Source organism: Shewanella acanthi (genome assembly GCF_019457475.1).
GTDB classification, from domain to species: Bacteria; Pseudomonadota; Gammaproteobacteria; order Enterobacterales; family Shewanellaceae; genus Shewanella; species Shewanella acanthi.
The window spans coordinates 2,950,975-2,966,797 of the sequence record NZ_CP080413.1; the positions used below are offsets into that span (position 1 = coordinate 2,950,975).

At 45.9% G+C, this 15,823-nt stretch carries 17 protein-coding genes; 3 read left to right on the plus strand and 14 right to left on the minus strand.

Features of this window, described 5'->3' with window-relative positions; translation table 11 throughout:
• Positions 1-26 precede the first annotated feature (26 nt).
• From K0H61_RS12745 to rpoE, 4 genes are read right to left on the minus strand one after another with little or no spacing between them, the layout of a single operon-like run.
• The gene (locus K0H61_RS12745) at positions 27-494 is read right to left on the minus strand and encodes a SoxR reducing system RseC family protein (protein ID WP_220049730.1); all 468 of its coding nucleotides are present in this window, start codon (positions 492-494) and stop codon (positions 27-29) included.
• A 7-nt stretch (positions 495-501) separates the two neighbouring features.
• Positions 502-1,434, minus strand: coding sequence for a MucB/RseB C-terminal domain-containing protein (locus tag K0H61_RS12750; protein ID WP_220049731.1), 933 nt, complete (start codon positions 1,432-1,434; stop codon positions 502-504).
• Between the two features lie 12 nt (positions 1,435-1,446).
• Positions 1,447-2,055 carry a sigma-E factor negative regulatory protein gene (locus tag K0H61_RS12755; RefSeq protein ID WP_220049732.1) on the minus strand — a complete coding sequence of 203 codons (609 nt, stop codon included), beginning with the start codon at positions 2,053-2,055 and terminating at the stop codon, positions 1,447-1,449.
• 26 nt (positions 2,056-2,081) lie between these two features.
• A complete protein-coding gene (gene rpoE, locus K0H61_RS12760) occupies positions 2,082-2,660 on the minus strand; it encodes an RNA polymerase sigma factor RpoE (protein WP_220049733.1) in 579 nt (192 codons plus the stop codon).
• A 189-nt stretch (positions 2,661-2,849) separates the two neighbouring features.
• Between rpoE and nadB the strand changes: the two genes are divergently transcribed.
• Entirely contained in the window at positions 2,850-4,463 is a 1,614-nt protein-coding gene (gene nadB, locus K0H61_RS12765; protein ID WP_220049734.1) for an L-aspartate oxidase, read from the plus strand.
• Positions 4,464-4,489: 26 nt separating this feature from the next.
• On the opposite strand, the gene K0H61_RS12770 is transcribed toward nadB, so the two are convergent.
• The 10 genes from K0H61_RS12770 to rppH all read right to left on the minus strand — a co-directional run bounded on the left by K0H61_RS12770 (position 4,490) and on the right by rppH (position 13,209).
• Positions 4,490-4,930 carry a protein YgfX gene (locus tag K0H61_RS12770; RefSeq protein ID WP_220049735.1) on the minus strand — a complete coding sequence of 147 codons (441 nt, stop codon included), beginning with the start codon at positions 4,928-4,930 and terminating at the stop codon, positions 4,490-4,492.
• Positions 4,911-5,159, minus strand: a complete 249-nt coding sequence (locus K0H61_RS12775; RefSeq protein WP_220049736.1) for an FAD assembly factor SdhE — start codon at positions 5,157-5,159, stop codon at positions 4,911-4,913. The genes K0H61_RS12770 and K0H61_RS12775 overlap by 20 nt, the downstream gene beginning before the upstream one ends.
• Before the next feature lie 83 nt (positions 5,160-5,242).
• On the minus strand, positions 5,243-6,151 hold the full coding sequence (nhaR, locus tag K0H61_RS12780) for a transcriptional activator NhaR (RefSeq protein ID WP_220049737.1): 909 nt from the start codon (positions 6,149-6,151) through the stop codon (positions 5,243-5,245).
• 92 nt (positions 6,152-6,243) lie between these two features.
• On the minus strand, positions 6,244-6,630 hold the full coding sequence (locus tag K0H61_RS12785; RefSeq protein WP_220049738.1) for a hypothetical protein: 387 nt from the start codon (positions 6,628-6,630) through the stop codon (positions 6,244-6,246).
• Entirely contained in the window at positions 6,627-7,802 is a 1,176-nt protein-coding gene (gene nhaA / locus K0H61_RS12790; RefSeq protein WP_220049739.1) for a Na+/H+ antiporter NhaA, read from the minus strand. The genes K0H61_RS12785 and nhaA overlap by 4 nt, the downstream gene beginning before the upstream one ends.
• Before the next feature lie 117 nt (positions 7,803-7,919).
• The gene (gene thyA / locus K0H61_RS12795; protein ID WP_220049740.1) at positions 7,920-8,714 is read right to left on the minus strand and encodes a thymidylate synthase; all 795 of its coding nucleotides are present in this window, start codon (positions 8,712-8,714) and stop codon (positions 7,920-7,922) included.
• Entirely contained in the window at positions 8,714-9,520 is an 807-nt protein-coding gene (gene lgt / locus K0H61_RS12800) for a prolipoprotein diacylglyceryl transferase (RefSeq protein WP_220049741.1), read from the minus strand. Before lgt ends, thyA begins: the two co-directional genes overlap by 1 nt.
• 44 nt (positions 9,521-9,564) lie before the next feature.
• Positions 9,565-10,365: a sulfite exporter TauE/SafE family protein gene (locus tag K0H61_RS12805; RefSeq protein WP_220049742.1), complete on the minus strand. Its 801-nt coding sequence runs from the start codon at positions 10,363-10,365 to the stop codon at positions 9,565-9,567.
• 61 nt (positions 10,366-10,426) lie between these two features.
• Positions 10,427-12,661, minus strand: a complete 2,235-nt coding sequence (ptsP, locus tag K0H61_RS12810; protein WP_220049743.1) for a phosphoenolpyruvate--protein phosphotransferase — start codon at positions 12,659-12,661, stop codon at positions 10,427-10,429.
• Between the two features lie 23 nt (positions 12,662-12,684).
• On the minus strand, positions 12,685-13,209 hold the full coding sequence (gene rppH / locus K0H61_RS12815) for an RNA pyrophosphohydrolase (RefSeq protein ID WP_220049744.1): 525 nt from the start codon (positions 13,207-13,209) through the stop codon (positions 12,685-12,687).
• Between the two features lie 689 nt (positions 13,210-13,898).
• Here rppH and mutH point away from each other — a divergent pair.
• Positions 13,899-14,570 (plus strand): DNA mismatch repair endonuclease MutH, encoded by a 672-nt coding sequence (gene mutH / locus K0H61_RS12820; protein ID WP_220049745.1) that lies wholly within the window; start codon positions 13,899-13,901, stop codon positions 14,568-14,570.
• Positions 14,571-14,693: 123 nt separating this feature from the next.
• Complete coding sequence (locus K0H61_RS12825) at positions 14,694-15,770, plus strand: adenylate/guanylate cyclase domain-containing protein (protein WP_220049746.1); 1,077 nt, start codon at positions 14,694-14,696, stop codon at positions 15,768-15,770.
• The last annotated feature ends 53 nt before the right edge of the window (positions 15,771-15,823 follow it).

Sequence of the window (15,823 nt, forward strand, 5' to 3'; positions counted from 1 at the left end):
ATTAACGACTTTGAATGGGTATAGAGTTATTGATTTTCGACGGTGATTGTTTTCCCTAGGTAGGCCAAAATCACTGGCTGTGACTCGCCTTCGAGCTGTTTGGCTTTAGCTTTACCAAATAACCAAGCTATTGCAGTACCTAACATTGCAAACACGATGGCCAATAAATCGCTATTAAGCTCAACGAAAGTGGCTAGAAACTGGCCTAAAAGTGCGCCAACAAATAAGCCTAATAGTGGTACGACATAAACCAGTGCCGCTGCTTTTAAGATAACGCTCTCGGGCAAGCCTAATTTAAGCATCTCGCCCACATCACAGGCGCGCTCGCTTTGAATCGAAAATTGTTGGGTTTTGGCGCTAAAGGCTTGTGCTACTGCAGATGTGCCACAGGACTCACTGCTACTGCAGTTTTTGCAGGTACTTTTTAGCTCAACTTCAACCGTCAGCCACCCCTGATTATCACTACCAATGACGCGCGCCACTTCCTCCATCATAGGATAACTACTCCAGCATCAAGCTCTTAGCGATACGAGCTAAGGTTTCAGTTGGGACTTTACCCACTGCAACCACCTCGGCATTGCCCACACTCTCAGAAACCAACGACAGGCCGTTACGGGTAATCAGTTCCTCTGGTAAGGGCGTAGAGCCGGCTCTCGCCACATAAACAGAAATATTGGCAAGGCCATCGGTAAGCGCGATGTACTCGACGGCTTCGTGACTGCCTATTAATCTATGGTGATCGCGAACAACTACACTAAAGCCCGCTGGTAACCATGAGAATTGCCAGTTTTGTCCATCTTGACGCTCGGCTTGGTCAATCACTGCGGGCCATTCTTGCTTAAAGGCTTCCTGCAGGATTGAAGGCGGCTCATTAAACTCAACCAGCTCAATCACCATGATTTGCTCAAGTAATTGTTTATCTTGAGTCAACATGTCGTAACGCAGTGGTAAATAGGTGTCCATATCAAGCCAGATTTGAAAACCGTAGCGATACTCATCGTTAGGTAATAGGCGGATCATCTGCCCAGGACGTCCCGCAATACGAGTTCTGCCCCCGAGCACAAATTGATAACCCACTTCCAAATCGCTCATTTTGGCCGAAAATGCCGCAGGCCACACGCCCTGAATATGGTTAGATTGAATACTGTAAGCAGGCTGGTCGTGTTCGATAAAGGTGACTCTGTTGCCTACTCGAACGGCATTTTTCGGTGGACCATTGAGGTATTCGAGGAAAGCGACTTCTTGATTATTTACCTTACCATGAAGATAAACCAAAGGCCGAATATGATCGGCCTGAAGTTGAATAATCGATGCTTTAAATTCTTTCTCTTTTAAGGCTTGGCTCATTTTCTCAAGCCAAACCTTGGCAGGCATATCTTCCGCGGCAACAACTGGGAAGACGAAAGCTAACAAAGCCAACAGGATTAGACGCAAGCTAACTCCTTACTACTGATTGACAGGAACCGGAATAACCTCGCTATTGTCTTCAACAACTGCACCGGTATTCAATCGTTGTTGCAACATATGATCTTGAATATAAGTATTAATTCGACGACGTTGCTCATTCATCTGATCATTAGTATAGCTTTGGTTTTGTGGTGCAGGTCCCGTCTGTAAGCTCACAGGTGATGCACTGCCCACAAGAGGACGGGTCATTAACACTGGCGATGGAGACGCTGCATCATCGCTTGGCTCACTAAAATTCTGTACGCCAACAATCGCAAACATAGCAACCGTTGCAGCAATAGCGTATTGGCCAAATTGCTTGAACAGTGGCACAACCTTGCTTTGAGCAGAATTGACCACTGCTGGCGTTGCAGTTGATGCCGCTTGTGGTGCCACAATGGCAGGTTCAAGCTCAATTGCAGCGGCAATACTTGCAGAAAGATCTAACACCATTGTCTGAGGCAATTCACCTCGCATAGCATCACCAATTAAATGGTAGTTATGCCATTTATTATGCGAATGTGTATCAGCGGCTAATTCTGCCAACGTCTGTGCATCCGTCTCTCCATCGACAGCGGCAGATACCCATTCTTGACCTAATTTATCCATTATTCACCTGTCTAAATTTAAGGGTGTTACTCTTCCAATAAAGGCTGGAGTTTTTTATCGATTGCTTCACGGGCACGGAAGATACGTGATCTTACTGTCCCAACAGGGCAATCCATGATGATAGCAATATCTTCGTAACTCATACCGTCGAGCTCACGCAGCGAGATAGCCATGCGTAATTCTTCAGGCAATGTCTCTAATGTTTCAAAAACCACTTTTTTGATTTCATCGGACAACATTAAACGCTCGGGGGAGGCAAACTCCTTTAGCGCATCACTGCCTTCGTAATATTCAGCTTCCTCTGCATCAACATCGTTTGCTGGCGCGCGGCGCCCCTGTGATACGAGATAATTCTTCGCAGTGTTTACTGCAATGCGGTACAACCAAGTGTAAAACGCACTTTCCCCTCGAAAATTTGCCAAAGCTCGATAGGCTTTGATAAAGGCTTCCTGTGCCACATCGGTAACGTCCGCTTGATTACGCACATAACGTGAAATCAAGCTGATCACTTTACTCTGATACTTAAGCACTAACAGGTTAAAAGCGTTTTTATCACCCCGTTGTACGCGCTCAACTAATTGTTGATCACTTAATTGTCCACTCATCCGAGCCGACTTCTCCCAAATCTAAAATGCTGATTTCTCAGTCGCTCGAATCATATTCCCTTATGTAGACTAGCGGCATGTAAAAAAGTTCTAAAAATTATACAAAAAAAGTAAGGCTAAAAGGAAAGTACCCATAATTCATCAGTTGGTTTACCATAGACAGCACTCTCAGCCATATCATGATACTCGATGAAACAAGTCGTTGAACACCAATCTGACATATTAGTCATAGGTAGCGGTGCCGCAGGTCTGACACTCGCTTTGCATCTCGCTGAAAAAGCTAAAGTCATCTTACTCTCAAAGGGCCCTCTTTCGGAAGGTTCTACGTTATACGCACAGGGCGGCATCGCCTCGGTTTTTGATGAAGGGGATACCATCGAATCCCATGTTTCAGATACGTTAGTTGCCGGTGCAGGCCTGTGTGACAAAGACGTCGTGACTTTTACGGCAGAAAACGCCAAAAGCTCGATGCAATGGCTTATCGAGTGTGGTGTTGCCTTCGATAAAGAAGAAACCAATGATGGAAATGAGCAAGACGCACCCTATCACTTAACCCGTGAAGGTGGCCATAGCCACAGACGTATTTTGCATGCCGCCGATGCAACAGGTAAAGCGGTGCAAACAACGTTGCAAGAACGCGCTATGTCGCATCCCAATATTCAGGTGCTTGAACGCTATAACGCCATCGACTTAATCACGACCCGTAAACTCAATCGCCCAGGCAACCGAGTACTTGGTGCCTATGTTTGGAACCGTAATGCCGAGCAGGTCGAAACTATAAAAGCTAAATTTGTGGCTCTAGCCACAGGCGGTAGCTCTAAGGTTTATCAATATACCTCAAATCCAGATGTTGCCAGTGGTGATGGTATCGCCATGGCGTGGCGTGCGGGTTGCCGCGTTGCCAATATGGAATTTAACCAATTCCATCCAACCTGCCTATACCATGCTGATGCACGTAACTTCCTGCTGACCGAAGCCCTTCGTGGTGAAGGCGCCTACCTGCGCCGCCCTGATGGCAGCCGTTTTATGCCGGATTTTGACGAGCGTGCCGAACTTGCCCCCCGCGATATCGTTGCCCGCGCTATCGACTATGAAATGAAACGCTTAGGTGCCGACTGTGTGTACCTCGATATCAGTCATAAAGACAGTGACTTTGTAATCAAGCACTTCCCGACTATTTACAGTCGCTGTTTAGATCTTGGTATCGATATCACGAAAGATCCTATCCCTGTTGTGCCTGCGGCCCACTACACCTGTGGCGGCGTGATGACAGACCTTCACGGTCAAACCGATCTTAATGGCCTCTATGCTATCGGCGAAGTTGCCTACACGGGGCTGCACGGTGCGAACCGCCTCGCGAGTAACTCACTGCTCGAGTGTTTAGTCTTTGCCCGTGCCGCCTCGGAAGATATTGAAAGCCAGCTCGCTAAAATTCCAATGCCAGGGCAAATCCCGCCATGGGATGAGAGCAAAGTCTGTAACTCTGATGAGGAAGTGGTAATTGCCCACAACTGGCATGAACTGCGTCTTTTTATGTGGGACTATGTGGGTATTGTGCGCTCTGACAAACGTTTAGAGCGCGCCCTACGCCGCTGCCTGATGCTGCAGCAAGAAATCCAAGAGTATTACAGTAACTTTAGAGTGAGTAACAACCTGCTCGAACTGCGTAACTTAGTGCAAGTAGCAGAACTGATTATCCGCTGCGCGATGGACCGCAAAGAAAGCCGAGGTCTGCACTACAACATTGACCACCCCGAGAAGTTAGATTCACCAATGCCAACCATTCTGCAACCGGAAAAATAAGTCGGTGGTGATTGAATAACAACAGGCTAAGTCTCGAGATGGGATTTAGCCTGTTTTGTTTTGGCCTGCAGCAATAATCGGCAAAGGTGGCGATAATCAGTATCACTTAGCATATCCGCCCAGATGGGTAATAACTGCTTTTTATCATTCGCCACGTAATAGATAAGGCAGACAAACGGCGTTACCCGAGTCTCCTTTAAAATATAAAAGACCTCACCATCCTCTAGCCGCCCTTCCCCATTAGCATTGAGGCTGAAACGTCGCTGCCAATCCCCTAAGCGCCACAAACTGTGTATTAAAAAGACGAATACCACAGCAATAAGCACATATTTAAATAGCCTTAATAGAAGGTTATCGGGTGATGGCCAAACGAGAAAAGAAGTTGAACAGACAAGGATAAAAACGACCAGCGAGAGACGCTGGTCGAATGAAGAGGAAACGCTAAAACTATGGCGCCGCTCTTCCACGGACTTGTACAACCATGCGGGCTAGTTCGGCATCAGGGCAAGCTTCATGGCCCATGAACCAAGCAAATAACTCGGGATCTTCGCACTCTAACAGACGAACGAATAAGGCTTTGTCTTCATCGCTTAATTGTTGATATACATTCTCGACGAATGGTTGAAACAATACATCTAATTCCAGCATTCCGCGGCGACATGCCCAGCGAACCCGCGCGATGTTCATTAATTCCAAGGTCTATCTCCCCTAACAAATTTGCGCATAGTCTAGCAGTTTAGGCGCGAAGGTGTCGATGCGTGGATAACTCACTTTCTAGGCTAGCAGGGCTTCACCTGAGTATCGAGGCCCGCGAATAAATCACTAAAGTCAGTCTCTAAGAGACGTTTTACCGCAGGGTGCTGGATCATCCGTTCGGCAAACATCACATGATATTCCTCTTTCACATCGAGGGTTTCCCCTAGAAGGTGCATGCCATTGGAAATCACCTCCTGCGGATACACTGAGGGGGTTACAAAGATACCACGTTTAAGATAGCCAAAAGCTTTCATCATCGCTGCATCATCAAATTCCCCCAAAATGCTCACCTTCAGGTTTTGCTCATCGAACCATCGATAAAGCTGCTGACCAAGGGAGGTTCTACGACCAGGAATAAGCAGTGGCGCTTGTTCTAAACAGGCGGGAAAATCGGCGCTATAGGTTTCGGCGGAAAAAAAACTGACCCCGCATTCACCGAGCTTTTTGGACAGAATTTCAGGATATTTGAGGGACTCACCTGCGCAATCAGACAGGATCATATCCAGTTTATGCTCCCTAAGGCGAGTCATTAAGCTTTCGTGAGTCGCTTCATAACAAGCAAGGTGCATGGAACCATCATTGGGCACAACCGAAAGTAGTACTCTGCTCGATAGGGCTTTAGAAAGCGCATCGGCAATACCCACTTCAAATAGGATCGCATTATCCTTTTGATAATTGAGTAAATCGAGCATTTCGTAGCTTAAGGAAAACATCTTTTCGGCATAGCGATAAACTAATTCACCCAGCTCTGTGGCCTCTAAATTTCGCCCAACACGCTTAAAGAGACTGCCATTTAATCTGTCTTCCAAAGCACGGATTTGTCCAGTAATGGTTTGCGGGGTAAGGCAAAGTGCTTCAGCCGCCTTCGCGACCGAGCCCTTTTTCTTGATCATCCAAAAATAATACAAGTGATTGTAATTAAGGTGCAGCATTGTCACAGCAGTCCTTTAGCTAATACCGCTTCGGGCGGCAAATGACATCTAAAAGTTAAAAAGTGTGTAGTACGCGCAGACGCGATACGTATTTATTTTAACCGCTGACAATCCAGTAGGTTAACAACTATTGCCTGCAATTGATCTAAATCCTCCGCAGTCCCAGTACTTACGGCTTCAGTTACACCTGAAACTAAATCATCACGATCAGGTATACGATTAGCACAATAGGTACGGTTAGCTTCTTGGAATCGTTTACCACTACGATATTTAAGCGCGCGAGACTCATAACCATTGCTTTCAAGCCTTGCGCCTAGGGCCTCGGATTTGAACATCAGAGCCCCATCAACAATCCCTTCAAGGTAACTTTGGCAGGTAGGTGATGTAGCTTGCTGATTACAAGCTTCAATCTGCGAGGCCATGACGCCAGAAGACATTCCTAGTAACAACGTCAATAACACGTACTTGTTTTTGATCATTTTGATGCTCCTTTTTCAGGTAACACTTTTGATAACCAGAAATAGCCTATGGTTGCTGCCAAAATGGAACCGATTAACGTCCCTAAACGAGCGAGATCGCCGTAGAGTGGAGCAGCCTGTTCAAAGGCCAGAGAGGCAATAAACATCGACATGGTAAAACCAATACCACACATTGCTGCAACTGGAGCAATCTGTTTCCAACCAATACCGTCAGGCAGTTTGGCAAGATTGAGTTTTACCGCGACAAAACTAAATAACATCACACCTATGGGTTTACCCAACATCAAGCCCAGCGCAATACCCACAGGCACAGGGGAAATTAATGTCTCTAAACTCATGTTATCTAGCGCAACACCCGCATTAGCAAAAGCAAACACCGGCAGGATAAGGAATGTGCTCCAAGGATGCAGGCTATGCTCTAAATGCTCTGACGGTGAACTGCCATCTTTAGCTCGTAACGGTATACAGAAGGCGATAATCACACCAGCCAGCGTTGCATGTACGCCGGATTTAAGTACTGCAATCCACAGGATTAATCCTAATACACCGTAGGGAGCCAATGCAGTTATCCCTTTTCGGTTAAGTGCAACCAGGCCGACAATCGAAATACCCGCAACAATCAAGCTGATGGTGGACAGATCGCTACTGTAGAACAGCGCAATAATCACAATGACACCTAAGTCATCGATAATCGCTAACGCTAACAAGAATACCTTAAGCGCCACAGGGACGCGGCTACCAAGGAGCGCCATAATCCCCAGCGCAAAGGCAATATCGGTCGCAGCCGGAATAGCCCAACCCGCTTGAGTTACCGGATCACCATAATTGAATACTAAGTAGATAGCAGCAGGAACCAGCATACCGCCAATCGCCGCAAAGGTAGGCAAGGACGCTTTAGCCACGCTCGACAATGCGCCCTCTAACAGTTCACGCTTAACTTCTAGGCCAATAAGTAAAAAGAATAATGCCATTAAACCATCGTTAATCCATAACAACAGTGGCTTATGTAGATCTAATGCACCAACACGTACTTGAACTTCAGTCCCTAAAAATCCCTGATATAACCCAGCTAAAGGTGAGTTAGCCATCAGCATCGCCAAGACAACCGCCACTAACAGCAATATGCCTCCGGCGGACTCCTGACTTAAGAAATTTCGAATAGCTTTTTCCATCTCACTCTCCATAAATTCATCATTGAATCAGTGTAGACGAAGCTATAAAACAAATATAATCGATAGTTTCGACTGAAAACCTCGATAATCCCGAGGTATCAGTCGAAAGTTTAACCGTTAAATGGCGACAGGAGCTTTGATATGAGGATGAGGTTCGTAACCCGTTAACTCAAAATCTTCGAAATGATAATCGAAAATGGAGTCAGGTTTACGCAGAATCGTCATTGTTGGAAGAGGTCTTGGCTCGCGGGTTAATTGCAGCGCCGTTTGCTCCATGTGATTAGAATACAAATGGGTATCACCGCCAGTCCAAACAAAGTCTCCTAATGCTAAATTGCATTGTTGGGCGACCATCATGGTCAGCAGCGCGTAACTCGCGATATTGAAAGGTAAACCTAGAAACACATCACAGCTACGTTGATATAACTGACATGACAACTTACCGTCTGCCACATAAAACTGGAAGAAAGCATGACAAGGCGCCAGCGCCATCTTATCTAGCTCCCCAACGTTCCACGCTGAAACAATCAAACGGCGAGAATCCGGTTGAGCCTTAATTTGGGCAATAACTTGGGAAATCTGGTCTATGGCATCGCCACTTTGAGTTGGCCAGCTGCGCCACTGGGCGCCGTAAACAGGGCCTAAATCACCGTTCTCATCGGCCCACTCATCCCAAATACTCACATTGTGCTCACGTAGGTAAGCGATATTGGTTTCGCCCTTCAGAAACCACAACAGCTCATGAATAATCGAGCGTAAATGGCATTTCTTAGTCGTGACTAAGGGGAACCCCTTGCTCAAATCAAACCGCATTTGATAGCCAAAAACCGAGCGAGTACCCGTTCCAGTACGGTCAGTTTTATCCACACCTTCCGCTAAGATGTGCTTCATTAAGTCTAAATACTGTTGCATTACTGCTTACCCTGTGGACGAAGAATGAGATATAAACCGAATAAAATCATCGGTACTGAGAGTATTTGTCCCATCGTCATAAAGCCCCAGTAGAGGCCCAACTGCGAGTCAGGTTGTCTTACGGTTTCCACAATAACGCGGAACACACCGTAGCCTAAGAGGAACATGCCCGATACCGCCCCCACTTTAGTGGTTCGCTTGCTAAACCAATAAAGCAAAAGAAACAAAGCAACGCCCTCGAGGGCAAATTGATATAGCTGCGAAGGATGACGCGGCTCCGGACCACCGGTTGGGAACACCATGGCCCAAGGCACATCAGTAACACGTCCCCAGAGTTCACCATTGATAAAGTTACCGATACGTCCAGCTCCTAGCCCAATAGGTACCACTGGTGCAACCATATCAGCTACCGCAAAAAAGGTGCGTTTTTGTTTCCAAGCGATGTAAATCATGGCGGTAATCACCCCCATCAATCCACCGTGGAATGACATACCACCTTCGGAAATCTTGAATAAATACATTGGATTGGCGAGAAAGTAATCAAAATGATAGAAAATCACATAGCCGATACGGCCACCTAAGATCACCCCTAGAAAACCATAAAACAACAGATCAGACACCTGCTCACGACTCCACAAGCCATTTGAGCGATCCGCCATTCGGTTGAGTAACCACATCGCCGCCACAAAGCCCACCAAATAGGTAAAACCGTACCAACGTAGCGCGGGTTCAAAGGTTTGTCCGAAAATATCAAAGGGACCAAACTTGACGATCACAGGATCAATATTAGGAAAATTCAATGCCATAACTTATCCATCAACTGCCTCAAATCGAGGACTCAAAACGAACATCAGCTCAGAATTAACTTGAAGCCGACACAAAGGAGTAAAACTGCAAATATTTTTTTTAGTACGGAAGTAGGCCAAGTGCTCGCCGCCTTAACTCCTACTGGCGCCATCAATATTGATGTCATAATCAGGCCAAACAGCGCAGGCAAATAGATATAACCTAGTGTGCCATCAGGTAAATCCGGCGTATTAAAACCCGCAATTATATACCCTAAGCTGCCCGACAAGGAGATTAATAATCCCGTAGCGGCTGAAAATCCGACGGCTTTACGCATCTCAAGACCAAAGAAGGTTAAAAACGGCACTAAAAGCACTCCTCCGCCAATCCCCATCAACCCCGCAATAATGGCCACTATTACGGCAACAACAAAAAGCACACCTTGAGCAGGTAACTGGCGATGTGATTGCGCCTGAACCGGATAAGCCATTTGAACAGCCATTAGAATCACGAAGACTGCAAACACTGATTGCAGCGTTGCTGCAGGGATTTGTTCGGCAATAAAGCCTGACATTAACGCCCCAAGCAAGATACCCGGCATCATAGTGCGAAACAGTGGCCAGGGCACATTCCCCCGCTTATGGTGAGCCCTCGCTGAAGAAATGGAGGTTAGAATGATGGCTGCAAGGGAAGTAGCAATCGCAATATGGGGTAAATTGGTTGCGGCAATACCCACAGAAGCCAGGATATAAATTAACGCGGGAACCACAATTAAACCGCCGCCGATTCCCAATAGCCCAGCCATAAATCCAACAAATGCGCCAAGCCCAAGGCAAATAAAAAATACCGACAGCAAACTATCCACTCGAATCCCTACTGCGTGATAAACGATGCCCTAGCTTAATGCAAAAGACACTATTAGTTAATTAGTTAAGAATGGTCTCTAGGCCTTTTTGGGTTAAATATTCTTTAACCAACTCCCGCACCTGAAAACCGTTAGATAGGCTCAATGACTGTGCCAGCAACGAATCCAAGTCATCACGAGAAACTCGGCGCAGTAGGTAATTAATACGCGCTAAACTGCCTTGGTTCATACTTAAATGACAGTACCCCATCGCCACTAACAGAATCGCACCAATCGGCTCGCCCGCCAATTCACCACAAATACTGATATCAAGCTTGTGGTAATCACAATCCAGACGGGCCTGATGCAGCGCCCGTAAAATGCCAGGATGATAACTATCAAATAGTGAACTCACCCTCGGATTATTTCGATCAACTGCTAGCAGGTACTGGGTTAAGTCGTTACTGCCCACAGAGACAAAATTCACCCGTTTTGCCACTTCATCTAATTGATAAAGCAGCGCTGGTACTTCGAGCATAATACCAATACGCGGCATCACTAACTGACTATCAAAATCATTTTTGAGCTCATCATAGGCCTGATGCAAGTATTCTAATGACTGGTCAATTTCATCTAAATTGCTAACCATAGGAAGCAAAATACTGAGCTGCTTGCCATCACTGCCCGCCTGTAACATCGCCCTTAATTGCACTAAAAACAGCTCGGGATGATCGAGCGATAGACGAATCCCCCGCCAACCTAGGAAGGGGTTATCCTCTTTAATGGGGAAGTAAGGCAATGGCTTATCGCCGCCCACATCAAGGGTTCGCATCACAACGGGTCTGCCAGATGCAGCAGATAACACCTGCTGATAGACCTTAATCTGCTCCGACTCGCTTGGGAAACGTTGCTGCAGCATAAACGGAATTTCGGTTCGGTATAGCCCTATCCCATCGGCGCCTTCAGCGATCTCTGAGGCTACCCCACTCAATAAGCCGGCATTTAAATACAAGCGGATACGGCTGCCATCGAGAGTTATCGAAGGTAGCGCTAATTCTTGGGCATATTGGCGTTGCAACGCCTTTTGCGCTGAAATGAGGCTGCGATATTCACTCACAATTGCAGGCGATGGCGATACCATCAATTGGCCACGGCTAGCATTAACCACTAACAGTTTTTGATCAATATCGGCGGAAAGTAACTGCTCAACCCCAGTAATAGCAGGCACGCCTAACGCCCTTGCCAATATCGCGGCGTGGGAATTTACCCCGCCAAGTTCGGTAACAATACCGGCAAGCTTTTGGCGTGGAAATTCGGCGAGCATAGTCGCATCGGCTTCACGGGTCACTAAAATCACAGGCTTATCGGGTTCAAGCTCTAATCGCTCAGGCTCAATGAGCTGACGTAACACCCGTTGTCCGAGATCGCGAATATCACTGGCGCGCTCTTTAAGATAAGGGTCTTCCATAGCCATAAATTGCTGGATATAGCGAAGGGACACACGGCTTACCGCAGACTCGGCTTCCCAGCCTTGCTGTACTTCACGGGCATATTCACCACCTAGGCTGGCATCGTCGAGAAGTAGCAGTAACGCATTGAAGATAGATACGACTTCTTCATCCTGCTCACGGTCAAAACGTTGGGATAATGCACTTACCGCTTCCTTACAACGCCCCATCGCCGCCATTAGACGAGCCGATTCTAGTGCTATGTCTTCACATTTGACTTCTGGCTGCTCGATGGAAATCTCACCACCAAGCACAAATGCATGGGCAATCGCAATGCCATTTGAAGCAGCTGTGCCTTGGAATAATATCTGATGTTCGAGTGAGCTAACTTGGGCTTTTTGTTTTAAACCACGAACCGCCATCGCAAGCTGGGCAGCTAGGGTCATCAGGAAGGCTTCTTCACCTTCGCTAAATTGGCGAGCACTCGCCTGTTGTACAACAATAACGCCAACAACAGCCTTTTGGTAAATGATCGGGACGGCTAAAAAGGCGCGGTATTCTTCCTCGGCAACTTCAGGAAAGAGTTTGAATCTGGGATGAAGTCTTGCATCGGCAAGGTTAACCGCCTCTTCCCTCTCGGCGGCCAAGCCCACCAAACCTTGAGTTAAGGGCATACGGACATGGCCGACCGCACTTTTTTCAAGACCGTCGGTGGCAGATAACACTAGCTCATTCTGATCAAGGATATAGACCGAACAACATTGAGTTTCCATCGCCGCTTTTGTAGATGAAACTAGGACCTCTAACGCAGTATCGAGGCTGTGGGCTGAAGCCACTGCCTGAGTAATATCCCTGAGCGTATTTAACACTGTTTTCAATCCTCTTTTGAAAATCAGCCTATTGCCTTTTGCCTTCCCCGTTTCCTAGGTATTTCTTGGGTCTGGAATGACAATGCGGTCACCGCAAACTCTTTCATTACTTTACGATAAACATCGCGTTTAAATGATACAACTTGACGCACAGGATACCAATAACTGACCCAGCGCCAATCATCAAACTCGGGGTGACCTGAAGAACTCAAATTAATCGCACTATCTTGGCTTTTTAGTTGTAACAGAAACCATTTTTGTTTCTGACCGATGCACACAGGCTTACTGTCTTGCCTGACTAAACGTTTAGGCAAACGATACCTTAACCAAGAACGTGTCGAGGTTAATATCGTAACGTGCTCAGGTCTTAAACCCACTTCTTCGTATAATTCTCGGTACATCGCTTCCTCAGCTGATTCACCATCATCAACACCACCCTGAGGAAATTGCCATGAATGTTGGCCAAAACGCCTTGCCCACATCACTTGACCGTATCTATTACAAATTATTATGCCCACATTTGCGCGAAAGCCGTCGCTATCAATCACATGGACTCCAAATAAGGATAACTTTTAATAAACTGATTGTTTCACAAAGCAAGTCTCTCAGCAAACCTCTATTTCATGCGAGCACTGGGATAATTCTGCCAAAGTATCAGTTTTATCAACAACTGCAGGGAGAGAACATCGTGGATATCCACAAATTCTGTGGATATCTCTGTTCGAAACTGGCTTAAACTCTGGATATCGTTCAAAAAACATCTTATCCCCATAAAAACCTGTTTAAACACAAAAATAATAAAACATTACACTTCAACCACTTAGTTAAGGTGAAGATCGATTATTTATAACAAAAACTCAAATAGAACATTTTTTAACCTACCCTTATTTTGATTTTTTCACATGTTCACATCACTTATGTTATACACAGCACTCTCCCTGAATTGCCCACATAAGTCGTTAAAAATGGCCGTATTTACTGTTGACTTGAGTTTTTTAATCGGTTAAGCCCTCATTTTTTGTGAGTTATCCATAATATCTGTGGATAAATGTGTGAGAAACGCAAGGGAAAGCCGCGAGTAACTTTGAATATTCTTCCCCTTTAAGGGTGCTGTTAATGACAAACAAAATATAATCATGCACTTACAGAAGTTAGCTATCAGTAAAACATGATGAAATTATTAAGCTCATTTTTTATACAGCGTTGCTAAAGATGTATTTTCCAGTAATATTCCCCCATGAAATCAATAATTCCCCCCCAAGATCTTGATGAACTGCTAAAACGCGCTGATATGATGGCGGGCGTTAACCTATCGCAAATTGCAGCCAGTCTCGGGGTGTCAGTCCCTAAAGATCTCAAGCGTGATAAGGGCTGGGTTGGCCAACTAATAGAAATGGAACTTGGTGCAACCGCAGGCTCAAAACCTGAACAGGATTTCCTCCACCTTGGGGTTGAATTAAAAACCATCCCCATCGACAGCCAAGGCAAGCCCCTAGAAACCACCTATGTGTGCGTAGCTCCCTTAACGAATATCGAAGGTTTAACATGGCAGAACAGTTTAGTGTGCCACAAGTTACAACGAGTTCTCTGGGTTCCCGTTGAAGGTGAGCGCCATATCCCCATTGCTGAACGCAGAATAGGCACTCCTATTCTTTGGGAGCCAGACCAGCAGGAACAAGCATTACTGCAGCAAGATTGGGAAGAAATCATGGAGCAAATTGCCCTAGGTAGAGTTGAGAAACTCACCGCAAGGCATGGCGAAGTACTTCAGCTAAGACCCAAGGCGGCTAACAGCAGGACTTTAACCCAAAGTATTGCTGAGGATGGCGGACTAAAAATGACGAATCCCCGTGGTTTTTATTTGAAGACCGCGTTCACTGCCATGATTTTGAGAAAAGTTTTTGGATAAATTTTCGCAAGGATATGGGCTCCGATTGATCCAGATCACAAATATGACTGGCACAGGACAGATGATTTTCTATAAACTACCGCATCCTGAAAATAACTGCCGTATTCGGATAACTAGTAATCTGTGAGAGCACGTAGACAAGCCACAAAACTTCTGTTTGCCATATTAGCTTGGGCAATTGCTATGGCTGCGTTCGTGTTTTTTCGTTACGCGCAATCGCCAGAACTACCGCAGTGGGCGGTGGGTTCGGCCGATCTTGCGACCCTGGCAATTTATATGGGGATCATTTTTGGTAGTTTGCACTGGATGTCTAACCTGATTGCAGACTTTAGCGCCATTAATCGACTTCCTTATATTTTTTCAGTAATTTTCAAGGGATTATTTCTCTTGCTTGGGGCAACAACACTCGCCTATATGACCCAATTCTTGAATATGTGGGCCATTGAAAACCATATGTCTACCCTAAGACAAATGTTAACGGCACATATTCTCTACAGCCCATCCTTCCAGGCATTAATTGTGTATTTAGTGGTGGTGCGGGTCAGCTTAGCTTTTGTCGAACAAATGGCGCTGCTCGTTGGCCCACGTATTCTGCTTAACATTGGTTTAGGTAAATACCACAGACCCAGATACGAACAGCGTTTATTCCTGTATTTGGATATGGTGGCTTCAACGACTCATGCTGAATCCCTCGGTGATTATCGTTTTAGCAGGCTTATTCAGGATTGTTTTAGCCTACTCTCGGACACCATAACCAATAATGATGCCGAGATTTATCGCTATATGGGGGATGCGGTCTTGATTCACTGGCCGTTAGAAGAAGGTGTAGTACACGATCGCTGTATGAATATCTATTATGAATTCAGTCAACAGCTTAACTGGCAAAGACGTTACTTTGAAGAACACTATGGCTTTGTGCCTAAGTTCAAAGCCGCTGCCCACTGTGGGCAAGTTGTCGCAGCTGTCGTCGGCGTGCAAAAACAAGAGATTAGTTTCTTTAGTGATGTGCTAAATACATTAGCTCGCCTGCAGGATCAATGTAATCCACTAGGTCAGCGTATGTTGATTTCAGGCGCATTAGCAGGTCGTTTAGAAAACCCCAATAGTGAATATCAACTAACAAATCTGGGTCACGTCAAATTAAAAGGGAAACAACACTCTATTGAAGTGTTTGGCGTTACTCCCAAGTCTGTTCAATAAATCTCCCCATTGAGAACATAAGACACCTACCAAACCTAGAACCTAAATCAAAT